Source organism: Acinetobacter sp. ANC 4973, from assembly GCF_002135275.1.
Lineage (GTDB): Bacteria > Pseudomonadota > Gammaproteobacteria > Pseudomonadales > Moraxellaceae > Acinetobacter > Acinetobacter kyonggiensis.
The window spans coordinates 1-14358 of record NZ_NEGM01000008.1 but is presented as its reverse complement, the minus strand read 5'-3'; the positions used below and the strand labels follow the sequence as shown (position 1 = coordinate 14358).

Here is a 14358-nt window from a genome sequence, read left to right as displayed (position 1 = left end):
TTATGACTCCGCGACTAAACCGTATTCTTTTGCCTGTTCCAAATCGACAGTGACTAATTTTGATGTACCGGGTTCTGGCATGGTAACACCTAACAAATCGGTTGCCATCGTCATTGCAACTTTATTATGAGTAATGTAAATGAATTGTACTTGTTCAGAAAGCTCTTTTACCAAATTACAAAATCTTCCCACATTGGCATCATCCAAAGGTGCATCCACTTCATCTAAAACACAGAACGGTGCTGGATTCAAACGGAAGATTGCAAACACCAATGCCAATGCCGTAAGTGCTTTTTCACCACCAGACAATAATGCCAAAGAACTGTTACGTTTACCCGGTGGACGAGCCATTAGTTTTACACCCGATTGCCAGTCATCTTCAAGACTTAAACTCGCTTCCCCACCATTAAATACTTTAGGGAACAAATCTTGTAGCTCGATATTGACCCGATCAAAGGTGGTCATAAACAATTTTCGGGTTTCTTGATCAATACTTTTCATGGCATTTTTTAATTGATCAACCGTTTTTTCCAAATCTTCAATTTGGTGACTCAACTCGGCAAAACGCTTCGATACTTCTTCATATTCTTCCGAGGCAGCTAAATTCACCGCGCCCAACTTATCAAAGCGTTGTTGTGCTTTTTCTAGCTGTTGTTGATGTGCCAGCAAATCAATGCTTAAACCTGCAATGACTTCACTATTTAAAGCCGTCAATTGTTCTGAATAATGCTGTAAATCAGATTTCGTGACTTGCCAAGCTAGACGTTTTTCTTCCAATTGACCACGTAATTTTTCATCGTGTTGTTGCTGTTGATGACGCTGCTTAGTCAAAGATTGCTGTTTTTCTTGCAAATTATTCAGTTCAACTTGCCATTCATGCCAAGTCTTTTGCAATTTCTCTGTCACTAGGGCTTGTTGATTAAATTGTGACTCCAGTGCGGGTAATTCCAATTGCACAGGATCGATAAAATTTTTCGCTTGTGCCATTTGCAGCATAATTTGTTGATATTGCGCTTTTAAGAATGAAGCATCTTTTTCCAATAGTTCAGTTTGCTGTCCCGTTTGTGCGGTCTGACGACGCAGCAACTCCAATTCCTGTTGCGCCTGCTGCCAAATTTGTTGCGTATTTTCAAGCTGCTCGGTGAGTTCCTCAACTTGAAATTGCATGGTTTTATAATGTGGTAAAGCCTGTTCCAATTTCAAATTTAAGGCATGCAAATCAATTTCCAAATCATCTTTTTGCATGGCATCTTCTTCCAGCTGCTCATCCAGTTGTTGTAACTGATGTTGCAATTGTTGCTTTTGCACTGAAAATGCCTGAACTGTGCTTTGTACTTGCGCTATTTTGACATCAAGCTGTTGCAATGCCTTTTGCTGTTGCTTTAACGTCTCTTGCTGATCTTGAATATTTTTTTGCAAGGTTTGAATGTGTTGTAGCACTTCTGGCACTTGTTGTTCAGCCACTTCAAGCTGGGATAACTGCTGTGCCAGTGTACTTTCAATTTCATCTAAACGGATGCGATGGCTGAGTACCCCTTGCCCTGCTTGACTGGCTTCATCATAAAATAAACCAATCACCCAATCCACACCGACATGATAGCCATCCAGACTTAAAATGGACTGTCCTAAGCTCAACTGGCTTTGCAAAGACAAGGCCTGAGTTAGCGTATCTGCCACCGCCACCTGTTGCCAAATGGAATACTGGGGTGACTCAATCCAATCGGCCAAACACTCTAAATCCGCTAACTGAATCCGATTTTGCAAAACATTGCTTTTAAGCTGACGAGCAATACTTTCAGCAAAATGAGCATTCGCATCTAATATTTGTGCAGAAAGCCATTTCGCCAAAAACTTTTCAATTAAATTGGCATGCGGTTTGGCTTGATCTTTCAGCTTGAATACCTGCATCAACTGCACAGTATCCTTCTGAACTTTCGGACTGTTTTTAATCAGCAATTGATTCAGATTTTTTTGTTCCGATTGCAACACCTGAATTTCAGACTTCAAACTGGAAACAACATTTTTCTGCTGCGTATATTGTGCCTGTGCTAACTCTAATGTTTGTTTCTGGGTTTGAATATTTTGTTCTAACTGCTCAAACTGCTGTGTGAATTGAATTTTGTCCTGCTCAAGCTGTTCAATATCATCATGCTGATTTTGCTGTTGGATTTGAGCAGTTTGCTGTTGCAAGGTTTGCTTTTGCTGTTCTATTCGGATGATATTTTTGGCTAATTGCTCACTTTGTGCCAACATTTGCAGCTTGTGCTGTTGCTGTTTTTCAACCTGAGTTTTGACCAATTCAAATTGCTGTTGCACCTGTTGTTGTTGTTCTTTCAAACCACCCACATTTTGGCTTTGATCTTGGCTCTGACTTTCTTGCTGCTGTAATTGCTCGCTCTGCTGTTCGTATTGCGCTTGCAAGGTTTCAATTTGCAATTCAATCAACTGCAAGCGCTCTTTGGTCTGTAATTTTTGTTGTTCTAACTGCGTTAAAGTCGAGGTATTCTGTTGAAATAAAGACTGTTTTTGTTCCAGTGTCATTTTCAATTCAGAACATTTTTTCTCTGCCTGTTGCCATTCGTTTTGCAAAGGCGTGGACTGTTGAATCAGGCGTTGAAATAATTCACTGGTTGCCGTTAAATCATGTTCTAAAGTACTCAGTTCCGAGCGAACCAACTTAAAGCTTTCACCCAAGGCATTCATCTGCACAGTATATTCTTGCTGCAAGCGGCTGCTTTGCTCACATTGAAATGACAGCACTTCAACTTTGATGGTACGAATCTGGGTTTCAAGTTCTTTGTATTGCACAGCGGTTTCAGACTGACGTTTTAGCGTTTTCAGCTGTGACTTCAGTTCCGCATTAATATCTTCCAGACGCGATAAATTTTGTGTGGTGTGATCGAGATGCAATAACGTTTCACGACGACGCGCCTGATAACGTGAGACCCCCGCAGCTTCCTCAATAAACACGCGCATTTCATCAGGTTTGGCATCGACCAGACGGTTAATCATGCCTTGTTCAATAATTGAATATGAACGTGGCCCTAGACCTGTACCCAGAAAAATATCGGTGATATCACGACGACGGCATTTAGTACCATTTAAGAAATATTCAGACTTCCCATCACGGTTGACCTGACGGCGTACTGCTAATTCATTGTAGCCATTGTATGTCCCACCGAGCTTGCCATAGGTATTATCAAAGCGTAATTCAACACTTGCCACACCTACAGGTTTACGTTTCGCTGTACCCGTAAAAATGACATCCTGCATGCTACCGCCACGCAGTTGCCGTGCACTTGATTCACCCATGACCCAACGAATGGCATCAATCACATTCGATTTACCACAGCCATTTGGCCCAACCACAGCGGTACGATTCGCCTTGAAGTGTAAAGTCGTACTATCGGCAAAAGATTTAAAGCCGGAAAGTTTTAAGCTGCTTAAACGCATAATGTCCTGATTAACGTCGTGAACGTCTTGCCCATGCAAGTTCGATTTGTTTCATCCGTGTTAGAGATTCCAACACAAGGTTACGCAAGTGTCGACAAAAATCGTCCATAAATAAAGTAGCTTGTTGTGATTTTCGGATCAAAACTGCATCAGTCACCAACTTAAACAATTCAAATGATTCCTGTAGCTCACGGCGAGAGATATTTAAGGTTAAAAAATAGCTGCGACGCAATGACGGCAGCAACTCTTGATAGAACTTGATTAAATAGGGATTACCGACCATCTCTTGTTGCCGTGCTAAACCCTGAAAGATTAAATCATAGAATTTTTCAGTATGTCCCTGACGCGTTTCCTCATGCAATTGTGTCAATAATGCTTGAATTCGTTCGGCTTCATGTGTGCGCCAAGCTTCTGCCATACGCTGCACAATTTGCCCTAAGAGCAAAGCACTCATATCAAACAAAGCACGCACTTGCTGCGCAGACATTTCTGACACAACCGCACCACGACGTGGGTAAATTTCAATCAGCTGTGTTCGCTCTAATAGCAGTAATGCTTCGCGTACAGAACCTCGACTCACATCAAGCTCAGCCGAAATTCGCAACTCTTGGATGCGTTCGCCTTCTACCAGTTCGCCACGAATAATTTGCTCACTAATATGTTTGGCAATTTGTTCGGACAAACTCTCCTTCCCCTGTTCGTGCATACTATTCCTATCTTGTTTTTATAAGATGCAATCGAAAAACGGTCATAAATACTGACTGATATTCTCTTTTACTCAATTGTAACCATAAAGAAAATGACATTGTCAGACAATTTTTAAGTCTATACAGTCAATTTTAAAAAAATGAAATCATTGACTTGCATGAGAAGCGCATGCGCACCTGAAAAATAGACCTAAATTCTATTTGTTAGTCCTATTTTCCTTTTTTGACCTTGGCATAAAAAGAATGCCAATTAAAAATCTAAGCGATACAGCGTCATTAAATATAGAACAAAGATGTGCAGGATTTCATCATCACGTAGCTTAAGCCAGCTATTTTTAGTTTAATTTACAAGGTTAAAAATAGTTTGAAAAGCCTTGATAAATAAAATATGAACCAACGACGGTTAAAAGACAGGCAAAGCATCTTTTCAGCATAGCTGGCGATAACTTATGTGCTACTTTAGCCCCCAGTTTCGCTGTAATAAAGCTCATCACGCTAATCCCAATAAAAGCATAAACATGTACATAACCAATACTATGCGGCACTTCAACGGTTGCATTCGAACCAAACCACATGAAGCCTAATGCACCCGCAATGGCAATAGGTAACCCACCTGCTGCCGACGTTGCTACTGCTTTTTGAATGACCACACCATGACGATTTAAATAAGGTACGGTAAGGCTGCCACCGCCAATGCCAAAAATAGCCGATGCAATGCCAATACCACCACCTGCAAGCATTTGCATACCTTTGGCAGGTAAGTGCTGAGAAGGATCAATACGTTTACTTGCACCGTTAAACATGCCATATCCCACCCAAATCGCAAAAAAACCGATCAGCAATTGCAAACCCTGACCCGAGATATAATCCGCAATACCCGCACCTATAAATGAGCCGAAAGCCAGACCTGGTGCTAAATTACGAAAGACATCCCACATCACAGCACCACGTTTGTGATGTGCTGAAACAGAGCTAATGGAGGTCACAATAATCGTCGCTAAGGATGTACCCACAGCCAAATGCATAATGACCGAAGCATCATAATGTAACTGGGTAAACACAATATATAAAATAGGTACAATAATGAGACCGCCACCGACCCCAAATAGTCCAGCAGTAAAACCCGCCATTGCACCAATCAACAAATATATGATTAACTCCATGATTCACATTCCACTGCTGCTTAAATTTAAATGGATTTAGAGACTCGACAACTGCAAAAAATCCTCGACGACGCTCATCAGCGCCCTGAAGTATTAATACTGAAACCCGTCACAACTTCAACCAATGATGATGTCCGTGAAATTGCACTCAAAGGTGTTCACAGCGTTTTAGTCTGTAGCACAAAGCAAACTCAAGGTCGTGGACAACGTCAACGACAGTGGATATCACCTGAAGGGAATATCTATTTAAGCACATTGCTGAATACACGAACACCCATTGATGGGCGTCTTGCCCTTGAAATTGCATTAAATATTTTGCAAATGCCAAGTCTTAAAAACTTAAATCTGCAAGTCAAATGGCCGAATGATCTCTATAGTACACAAGGCAAATGGGGCGGAATTTTAGTTGAACCGCTTTCCCCACATCAAGTGATTGTCGGTGTTGGCATCAATCTTGATCCCATTCCCAAAGAAAATATTGACCAGCATGCAACATCATTAAGTGAATTAGGCTTGAGCTATATTTCTCGTCCTCAACTGATTGCCGAGTTATATATGGCCATTCAACAGGCCAGTGAATGGTTTGATCATGATTGTTATAACCTTGCTGTTCGTTTTAACCATTATGCGGCATTTAAAAATCAAGCTGTTGAATTTGAACATCATTCAGGACTTTGTTCAGGCATTTTTATCGGTATTCAAGATGATGGTGCGGTGAACATTGAAACCAGCGCAGGTTTACAACAATTTTATCAAGGGCGCTTACGTCGCTTAGAAACCTCTCTTTAGAGAAATGCAATGAAGAATTTATGGTTAGATATTGGCAATACGCGGCTCAAATATTGGATTACTGATAACAATCAAGTGATCGAGCATGCGGCAGAAATGCATTTGCAGTCTCCAGCAGATTTACTTTTAGGTCTGATTCAACACTTTAAAGCACTTAAACTGCACAATGTCGGCGTGTCTTCGGTACAAGACAAAAAGAATAATGACCGTATTCAACGTATCTTAAAAAGTCTCAACATTCCTGTGGTCTTTGCCAAAGTTCATGCTGAATATGCAGGTCTAAGTTGCGGGTATGATGATACCACTCAGCTGGGAATTGATCGTTGGCTACAAGTTTTAGCGGTCGCACATGACCCCAAGCAAAATTATTGCATCATTAGTTGTGGCACGGCTTTAACCATTGATCTTGTGGATGGTTTACAGCATTTAGGTGGCTATATTTTACCCAATCTATATTTGCAACGTGATTCACTGATTCAAAACACCAAAGGCATTAAAATTCCTGATGCAGCTTTTGATGAGCTTACACCAGGACGTAATACCATTAATGCAGTGCATCACGGTATTGTTTTAGGCTTGGTCAGTGCAATCGAAAAAGTGTTGCAACAATCACCACGAAAATTAATCTTAACGGGTGGTGATGCCGCTTTATTTGCCAAGTTTCTTACACCCTATCAACCCAATATTGAGCCAGATTTGTTGCTCAAAGGCTTGCAGTCATTTATTCAACATTATCCTGAAACCAGTATTGGTTGAAGTAATGTCCATAATTGCGGAAATTCGCTAAAGCCATCTTGACGCATAAAATGCCCCGCTTCTTTTACAACGTGTATTTGGGCATTAATAAAATGCCCAAATTGTAATGCCAATGGTGGTGGAATATAAGGATCATCACTGGACAGCAACTGTAAACTCAAAGGCATTTTGGTCTGTAATAAACCACTATCCAAGCATGCCTGTGCAATAAAATCATCTAATTCAGGTCGGCTTGGTAGCTTGGACTTCAATCCAGAAATAAAAATTCCCGCTTTAATTTTCTGACCTCTATTTTTAAAATGTTGATTCAGATAATGCAGCACACTGATACAACCTAAACCATGTGCGACAATAATCGTATTTTTATCCAACTCACGAATTTGCATGTGTAGCGCCTGCTGCCAATGGTGGAATTCAGGTTGATTAGATTCAGGCAATACGATACGTTTAGAAATATGCCCTGCTTGTTGTATGCTCTGGCTGAGCCATGGAAACCAATGATCATTGCTGGACGCTTGATAACCATGAATAATATAAATTTTCTTTTGCTGTATATTCATAAATAATTATTTTTCTTATTAGAATTGGGGAAATAACAGCCTAAAATAGTGTGCTTTTTCACCAACAAAAAATATGAGTATTTTGTAATTTTGCCCTGCTGCATCTATAAATCGTGCTTAAAATAATTTCTGCGCTGGTCTTATCACAATCGCAATGACTAGAAATAGAAAAAGGCGCATTAAGCGCCTTTTTTGCATAAATCAAAAGATTATTTCTTCTGATCATTACCACCGAACAATGGGCCCATACCGCCACCACCGCCGAATTGTTTTTGCATACCACTGAATGATTTCATCATTTTTGCCATACCTGACGGATTGGCAAATTTCTTCATCATTTTCGCCATTTGCGCATGCTGTTTAATCAATTTATTGACTTCAACCACATCCATACCACAGCCTGCTGCAATACGTTTTTTACGGCTTGGATTCATCAAGTCAGGGTTACGGCGCTCTTTGACGGTCATCGATTGAATAATCGCTTCCATCTTTTTCACTTGTTTTTCAGGATTCGCTTGTGCAATTGCATCTTGAATACCTGAATTACTCATGCCCGGCAACTTGTCTAAGAAGCCCATCATGCCGCCCATTTTATTCATTTGGTCAAATTGCATCAGCATATCTTCAAAAGTGAAGTTTCCGCCTTTTTGCAATTTTTTCGCCATTTTTTCGGCTTTTTCTTTATCGACTTTACGTTCAAGTTCTTCGACTAAAGAAAGGACGTCACCCATACCCAAGATACGTTGTGCAATACGCTCAGGATGGAATGGCTCTAGAGCATCGAGCTTTTCGCCCATACCCAAGAATTTAATTGGCTTACCGGTAATTGCACGAACAGAAAGTGCTGCACCACCGCGGGCATCACCATCGGTTTTGGTTAAAATCACACCTGTAAGCGGTAAAGCATCATTAAAGGCTTTTGCAGTATTTGCCGCATCTTGACCTGTCATGGCATCAACCACGAACAAAGTTTCAGTTGGATTAATGGCTGCGTGAAGCTCTTTAATTTCGTCCATCATGTCTTCATCGACATGTAAACGACCTGCGGTATCGACAATTAAAACATCAGCAAACTGAATTTTTGCCTGTTCAATTGCACGCGTAACAATTGTAATTGGCTTTTCATCAGCAGTCGATGCAATGAAATATGCACCCACTTCGCCTGCCACAGTTTCTAGCTGTTTAATGGCTGCTGGACGATAAACATCGGCAGAAACCATCGCAACTTTTTTCTTTTGGCGTTCTTGTAAAAAGCGTGCCAGTTTAGCCGCAGTGGTGGTTTTACCCGCACCTTGTAAACCAGCCAGCAAAACCACAACAGGTGGCTTTGCTGCAAGGTCGAGGCTTTCATTCGCCGCGCCCATCATTTTTGTTAATTCGTCATGGACGATTTTTACGAAAGCTTGGCCCGGTGATAACTGAGTCATCACTTCTTGACCCAATGCTTCTTCCTTAACTTTCGCGATGAATTCACGAGTTACAGGTAACGCAACATCGGCTTCAAGAAGTGCCATACGTACTTCACGTAACGTATCTTTAATATTATCTTCGGTTAGCTGCCCTGAGCCAGTAACATTTCTTAAACTCTGCGTGAGTCGTTCTGTTAAGGTATCAAACATTGCAAAATCCGCTTAAAATTGCTAGTTGCAAAAAAATCTTTCTTAAAATAGAAAATTTATGCATAAGATGCTATAGGATACTGTAGTTCGCATAGAATTTATATAAATGAATATTCATCATCCTGAAAAAGGTTTGACATGATCAGTCTCCCCTTGGTTTACACGATCTTAGCATTAGTCGCTTATACCACATCTTTTTGGTATCTGTTTATAAAATTAATGGCTAAACATGATCCAAACCATTGGTTTATTGGTATTATTTTAGGCTTAGGCCTATTGCTCCATGCAACCGTTTTATACCATGACATGCTCACACCGATGGGGGTGAACTATGATGTTTTTGTCTTAATGTCATTTACATCAGGGCTCATGCTGTTACTTAGTCTGTTGTTCAGTACTTATCGTCCTATTTTGGCATTGAACTTGATTGGCATTCCTGTGGCAGCCACAGGACTGATTTTAGGTTTTGCCTTGAGCCAACCCACCCAGTTCATTGAACAACGCTCTTTGGGTTTAGATATTCATATTATTTTATCACTGTCTGCCTATGCTGTTTTACTCATGGCAACCATACAAGCGGTGATTTTATGGTTCCAAAACCGTGAGTTAAAAAACAAACAAAAAAAGCGCTTTTGGGTCAATTTACTGCCCTCTTTTCAAACGATGGAATCCTTACTGTTTGACCTGATCAATACCGGTTTTATTTTACTGACCGTGGCGTTGGTTTTTGGTTTCTTTACCATTGATAACTTCTTTGCCCAACATCTGGCACATAAAACAGCCTTTAGTATTGTGTCATGGTTTGTGTATGGTGCCTTGCTCATTGGTCACTACCAGTTTGGTTGGCGGGGGCAAAAAGCCATTCGCTTTACCTTAATTGGCTTTTTCTTATTGGCCGTGGGTTTTATCGGTTCCAAGTTTGTTTTAGAAATGATTTTAGGGAAATAATGCCTTTTATTCAATTTTACCAATTAAAAATATGGAACACTGATTAAATAATAGGCGTGGAACGTGGAAAATACACAAAAAAGCCCAATCGGGTAGGATTGGGCTTTGATTTAAAATCATAAACAACTGATTTATATAAAATAAAAATATAATTTCGTATAAGATGTATTATGTTAATTTTAGAAAAATTAAATTATGGTAAGAAAATAGATATCCCCATCCGACCAATTAAAAATACTAATAAAATAAGAAAAAACACTCGAATAAAACCACTTCCATAGCGTAAAGCCAAAAATGCCCCAAATATCGAACCAGCCATATTACAGATAGCGACTATCGCTCCAATGCTCCATAGAACATGACCCGAAGGGATAAAAAATAGTAATGCAGCACTAAATGTCCCTAAATTCACTAATTTTGCTGAAGCAGAAGCATTTAAAAAATCAAACCCAAAACACCTGACGAATAGGAAAAGTAAAAAACTTCCGCTACCTGGCCCAAAAACTCCATCATAGAATCCAATTAGAGCACCAAAGAAAATTCCCAATAGAACTTCCCTTTTACCACATTGAATATATGTATGAATTTTTCCTAAATCTTTTTTGATAAATGTATGAATTGCCATTAATATCAACAGAAAGAAGACAATATATTTCATTAATTCTTTTGGAATGAATGAAACAGACATAGCCCCTAAAAAGGCAAATATAAAGGCTGAAACCATAGTCGGTAATATTAGTATCCATATAATTTTTATTCTTTTTATATAAGTAGAAATAGAGGAAAGTGTTCCAGCTAACACAGCTAGTTTATTCGTTCCGAAAATAGTCGCTAAACTGTACTGCGGTAAAGTATGTATAAGCGCAGGTAATTGGACAAGTCCACCACCGCCAACAGCAGCATCGATTAGACCGCCACAAAAAGCAAAAAAACCTAATATAATTAAAGTATTATAAAAATCCATATGAAATGAACAATTCCTTTGATAAAAATATTTTTATCTAATTTTTTATTTTATAAAAACTGCTGTTATTTTAACCTACTTAAAGTTGTAATGATGCTTTTAAATATTTAATTATTCGACTCGACTTCGTTCCCATTTAATATAATGGTCGTTATGCAAAATTATCAAAAAAAATTAGTAAAAATAAAAATTTAAGACTCCCATTTTTATTACGGATAATGACCATTATGCTAATTTTAGTCAGATTAACTACATGTACTTTTTCCAGGTTCTACTTTTTTAATAATATTTAAGTTCTTTTCCTTTAAAATACAAATTTGAGAGCTAAATAATTTATTGATAGTGCTTAAGCTAATTGTATAAGCTACATTTTCTTCTATTTTATTTAAAGGAATATATATACAATTTTTTTCATCAACTGGAAGATTGACGTCTTTATAAGATATATCATATTCACTTTGATATTCTTTAGAAAAATCAATTTTTCCTATCTCAACTAAAAAACTATCCTTTCCGTAATTTTCAGACTCATTTGTGAAAATACACAAATTATCGTCAATAATTTTTGTATTAAGATCTCTACTCTGCTGATTACAGCCTATAAGTATTACTGCTAAAAAACTATATGTTATTTTATTCATAATCATGACTTTGGTAATAATTTTTTATCATAAGGATTCAATAAAAAACCTCTTAATATTTTTTCAAGGTATTCTGATAATTTTATACTTTTTTGATGATGATTTCTTATGGGCTTTACATTTTGTAAATACATTGCATCAAACCAAAACTCAATAATCCTACCTTGTTGTTCAAAATTAAAATCTTGAAATTTCTTATTTAAGTCTCGACCTGTTAAGTCTGTATCATAAGCTTTTAATTCACCTTTACCAGAATCAGTCGAATCTATTTCGGAGGTATATCCTCCACAACAAAGCTGCTTTATGCCAAGCCAAGCAGTGGATGCACCCATTTGGTACTGCCAAACATGCACCATTTCGTGAATAAACCAATGGCGTTCTTGACCTAATGCTTTACTATAATCAGGTGTTCTTAAGTAATCATCTTTGGGTAAATATATCTCACCTGCTGGAGTCATAGCATTACCTGTTCGAGTATGTATAATCCCGCCAATATGTATCCACACTTTAGAATAGTCGACAGCATCTTTAAAGACTAATCTAGACATAGCAACTTCACCTGAAGTCAGCTTTCTTTTCGTTTCTACTTTTATGACTGATGCTTTTGCCTTCATATCACCATCTATTATTTTTAGTTTTTCGATATAAGTAGAGATAACATTACTCGTCATGTGTATGCTCCTTAGAAATAATTTTTAGTTCAATTTGTTCAACTTCACTACCTGTTATAAGTTTAGTAAAACCATTTTTATCACTTGTTCCATAAATAACTTCACCTTTTTTATGGACTTCATAACAAACTTCAGTCAGTGGCTCACCTGTTAACTCATCTTGTAATAAAAATCTTTGACCATACTGAAACTCAGGTTTAGATACAAAGTTATTAGTATTTTTTGATTTTGATAAGGTTTGGGAACTACCTGATCCACTACTCATGACAGCAAGGTCAGAAATTTTTAAATATCTTGAACCACAAGTCGAAGTATCACCGATAGCAACAATACTTTTATCGCTAACAATCATAAAACCTTGATTAGAGGCAATAGCTCTCGATTGAACTTTACATTTAGGGCAATAATGCGTCATTCCATCTAGATGTACAGCCTTACCCTCAACCAGAAAAGATGAGTCACCTAAAACAATGATTCCACCATGATCCGTTTTACAACCAATGGTAATTAATGCTTTCATTTATAATTTTATATTTGATTAATAATATCGCTATTAAAACATAAGAAATAATTGATACAAAATTTGAGCTCCCCTAAATTGAAGTCTATTTAACCCAAATCTTGCTTAAGAAAGGCTGTTTATTTATCTTAAGCCTAATGATTATTTTTCAAGACAAAACATTCTAATTTAAATTGGTTGGTTTAGTTGTAACTATGTTGACTGGTCAATTTGGGGTAAATCGAGTCTTACGTAATCGTATTAAATAATTTAATCCTTAGATCATATAAAGAAAACTAAATCCTGTGCTTGACTCTTGTAGTTAAAAACAGGACATTTTAATTGGTGAATAACAGCATTTGTTATTCACCAAATACTCATGCCGATCTCAGGCTATAATATTTCAAAGCCCTTTGCCTAGACAACCCACACAAAAAAACGTATAACACCGTTTTTCAATTTGACCGGTGACACCGCTGTGAAACTCATTCTTGCACCCATGGAAGGCTTAACCGATCCCATTATGCGTGATGTACTGACGCATATCGGCAGCTTTGACTGGTGTGTCACTGAGTTTATTCGTGTCACCAACTCTGTCTTACCTGACCACGTTTATCATCATTATTGTCCTGAATTACTGACTGAAGGTAAAACTGCGGCAGGTACTCCCGTACATGTACAATTTCTAGGCAATGATCCTGAAATGCTGGCAGCCAATGCCATTCGCGCTGTCGCACTGGGTGCACCTGCCATTGATATGAACTTTGGTTGCCCTGCCAAAACCGTGAACCGTCACCGTGGTGGTTCAGTGCTGTTAGATGAACCTGACGTGGTTTATGAACTGGTCAAAGCCGTTCGGGATGCTGTACCTAGCCATATTCCAGTATCTGCAAAAATGCGGTTAGGCTATATGGACAGAAACTTTACTTTAGAAAATGCACATGCAATTGAAGATGCAGGTGCTGCTTGGGTAACGGTACATGCGCGTACCAAAGCCGAAGGTTATACACCACCTGCATTTTGGGATCAGCTGCAACCCATTCGTGAAGCACTTAAAATCAATGTCATTGCCAATGGTGAAATTTGGACCAATAACGATGCTAAACAATGTCGTTTAGAGTCAGGTTGTGAAGATTTAATGATTGGTCGTGGTGCAGTCACCACCCCCGATTTAACCCGATGTATCCGCCAAAATTTAGATGAAGCACTCATCACTTGGGATGAGCTTTTAGCCCTACAAATTCGTTTCCTACATGGCCCTTATAAAAAAGAAATTAATATGGTAGGACGCTATAAGCAATGGATTGGTATGATGTCAAAGCATTACCCTGAAGCAAAAATGCTGTGGAATGAAGTCAAACGTATCAAGCAGCTAAGTGAAATTATTAAAAAACTAAAAATTTCTTAAATTTTAAATAAAAATTTTTAATAGTTTAAAAGGTTTTATTTTTCAATCAAAAACTAATAGGTAGTGTTTAAATTTAACGTGTTATCCACCTATTTTTCATATCCTGATTATATTTCAACAAAAATAGATGTAAGACAGCCTCGTGATTCTCTTTCTTCTTTGAAAAGCTCAAAGTTTTTC

The 14358-nt window shown here is 38.3% G+C and carries 13 protein-coding genes; 4 read left to right on the top strand and 9 right to left on the bottom strand.

Annotated features, from left to right (window positions below; all coding sequences use genetic code 11):
• The 3 genes from smc to B9T30_RS11015 form a co-directional block, all read right to left on the bottom strand.
• Positions 1 to 3453, bottom strand: coding sequence for a chromosome segregation protein SMC (gene smc / locus B9T30_RS11025; RefSeq protein ID WP_086185031.1), 3453 nt, complete (start codon positions 3451 to 3453; stop codon positions 1 to 3).
• 10 nt (positions 3454 to 3463) lie between these two features.
• Positions 3464 to 4159, bottom strand: coding sequence for a GntR family transcriptional regulator (locus B9T30_RS11020; RefSeq protein ID WP_086164521.1), 696 nt, complete (start codon positions 4157 to 4159; stop codon positions 3464 to 3466).
• Positions 4160 to 4513: 354 nt separating this feature from the next.
• A complete protein-coding gene (locus tag B9T30_RS11015) occupies positions 4514 to 5323 on the bottom strand; it encodes a sulfite exporter TauE/SafE family protein (protein ID WP_086185030.1) in 810 nt (269 codons plus the stop codon).
• Positions 5324 to 5353: 30 nt separating this feature from the next.
• Between B9T30_RS11015 and B9T30_RS11010 the strand changes: the two genes are divergently transcribed.
• The gene (locus B9T30_RS11010; RefSeq protein WP_086185029.1) at positions 5354 to 6112 is read left to right on the top strand and encodes a biotin--[acetyl-CoA-carboxylase] ligase; all 759 of its coding nucleotides are present in this window, start codon (positions 5354 to 5356) and stop codon (positions 6110 to 6112) included.
• A gap of 9 nt (positions 6113 to 6121) precedes the next feature.
• Entirely contained in the window at positions 6122 to 6868 is a 747-nt protein-coding gene (locus B9T30_RS11005; protein ID WP_086185028.1) for a pantothenate kinase, read from the top strand.
• On the opposite strand, the gene B9T30_RS11000 is transcribed toward B9T30_RS11005, so the two are convergent.
• The gene (locus tag B9T30_RS11000; protein WP_086185027.1) at positions 6844 to 7428 is read right to left on the bottom strand and encodes an RBBP9/YdeN family alpha/beta hydrolase; all 585 of its coding nucleotides are present in this window, start codon (positions 7426 to 7428) and stop codon (positions 6844 to 6846) included. The genes B9T30_RS11005 and B9T30_RS11000 overlap by 25 nt on opposite strands.
• Before the next feature lie 209 nt (positions 7429 to 7637).
• Positions 7638 to 9047 (bottom strand): signal recognition particle protein, encoded by a 1410-nt coding sequence (gene ffh, locus B9T30_RS10995; RefSeq protein ID WP_086185026.1) that lies wholly within the window; start codon positions 9045 to 9047, stop codon positions 7638 to 7640.
• A 138-nt stretch (positions 9048 to 9185) separates the two neighbouring features.
• On the opposite strand from ffh, the gene B9T30_RS10990 reads away from it, so the two are divergent.
• Positions 9186 to 9995: an inner membrane protein YpjD gene (locus B9T30_RS10990; protein WP_086164527.1), complete on the top strand. Its 810-nt coding sequence runs from the start codon at positions 9186 to 9188 to the stop codon at positions 9993 to 9995.
• A 193-nt stretch (positions 9996 to 10188) separates the two neighbouring features.
• Here the strand turns inward: B9T30_RS10990 and B9T30_RS10985 are convergent, their stop codons facing one another.
• The 4 genes from B9T30_RS10985 to B9T30_RS10970 form a co-directional block, all read right to left on the bottom strand.
• Positions 10189 to 10959, bottom strand: coding sequence for a sulfite exporter TauE/SafE family protein (locus B9T30_RS10985; protein WP_086185025.1), 771 nt, complete (start codon positions 10957 to 10959; stop codon positions 10189 to 10191).
• A gap of 245 nt (positions 10960 to 11204) precedes the next feature.
• Complete coding sequence (locus B9T30_RS10980; protein WP_413772570.1) at positions 11205 to 11606, bottom strand: NF045616 family extracytoplasmic (lipo)protein; 402 nt, start codon at positions 11604 to 11606, stop codon at positions 11205 to 11207.
• Complete coding sequence (locus B9T30_RS10975) at positions 11603 to 12271, bottom strand: zinc protease (RefSeq protein WP_086185024.1); 669 nt, start codon at positions 12269 to 12271, stop codon at positions 11603 to 11605. The genes B9T30_RS10980 and B9T30_RS10975 overlap by 4 nt, the downstream gene beginning before the upstream one ends.
• Positions 12261 to 12791 carry a PAAR domain-containing protein gene (locus tag B9T30_RS10970; protein WP_086185023.1) on the bottom strand — a complete coding sequence of 177 codons (531 nt, stop codon included), beginning with the start codon at positions 12789 to 12791 and terminating at the stop codon, positions 12261 to 12263. The genes B9T30_RS10975 and B9T30_RS10970 overlap by 11 nt, the downstream gene beginning before the upstream one ends.
• Before the next feature lie 457 nt (positions 12792 to 13248).
• Here B9T30_RS10970 and B9T30_RS10965 point away from each other — a divergent pair, with 457 nt between their 5' ends.
• A complete protein-coding gene (locus B9T30_RS10965) occupies positions 13249 to 14178 on the top strand; it encodes a tRNA dihydrouridine synthase (protein ID WP_086185022.1) in 930 nt (309 codons plus the stop codon).
• Positions 14179 to 14358: the final 180 nt, after the last annotated feature.

Excerpts from the sequence above, each read along its gene's own strand:
- smc (WP_086185031.1), bottom strand. The coding sequence starts at position 3,453 with ATGCGTTTAAGCAGCTTAAAACTTTCCGGCTTTAAATCTTTTGCCGAT.
- B9T30_RS11020 (WP_086164521.1), bottom strand. The coding sequence starts at position 4,159 with ATGCACGAACAGGGGAAGGAGAGTTTGTCCGAACAAATTGCCAAACAT.
- B9T30_RS11015 (WP_086185030.1), bottom strand. The coding sequence starts at position 5,323 with ATGGAGTTAATCATATATTTGTTGATTGGTGCAATGGCGGGTTTTACT.
- B9T30_RS11010 (WP_086185029.1), top strand. The coding sequence starts at position 5,354 with ATGGATTTAGAGACTCGACAACTGCAAAAAATCCTCGACGACGCTCAT.
- B9T30_RS11005 (WP_086185028.1), top strand. The coding sequence starts at position 6,122 with ATGAAGAATTTATGGTTAGATATTGGCAATACGCGGCTCAAATATTGG.
- B9T30_RS11000 (WP_086185027.1), bottom strand. The coding sequence starts at position 7,428 with ATGAATATACAGCAAAAGAAAATTTATATTATTCATGGTTATCAAGCG.
- ffh (WP_086185026.1), bottom strand. The coding sequence starts at position 9,047 with ATGTTTGATACCTTAACAGAACGACTCACGCAGAGTTTAAGAAATGTT.
- B9T30_RS10990 (WP_086164527.1), top strand. The coding sequence starts at position 9,186 with ATGATCAGTCTCCCCTTGGTTTACACGATCTTAGCATTAGTCGCTTAT.
- B9T30_RS10985 (WP_086185025.1), bottom strand. The coding sequence starts at position 10,959 with ATGGATTTTTATAATACTTTAATTATATTAGGTTTTTTTGCTTTTTGT.
- B9T30_RS10980 (WP_413772570.1), bottom strand. The coding sequence starts at position 11,606 with ATGATTATGAATAAAATAACATATAGTTTTTTAGCAGTAATACTTATA.
- B9T30_RS10975 (WP_086185024.1), bottom strand. The coding sequence starts at position 12,271 with ATGACGAGTAATGTTATCTCTACTTATATCGAAAAACTAAAAATAATA.
- B9T30_RS10970 (WP_086185023.1), bottom strand. The coding sequence starts at position 12,791 with ATGAAAGCATTAATTACCATTGGTTGTAAAACGGATCATGGTGGAATC.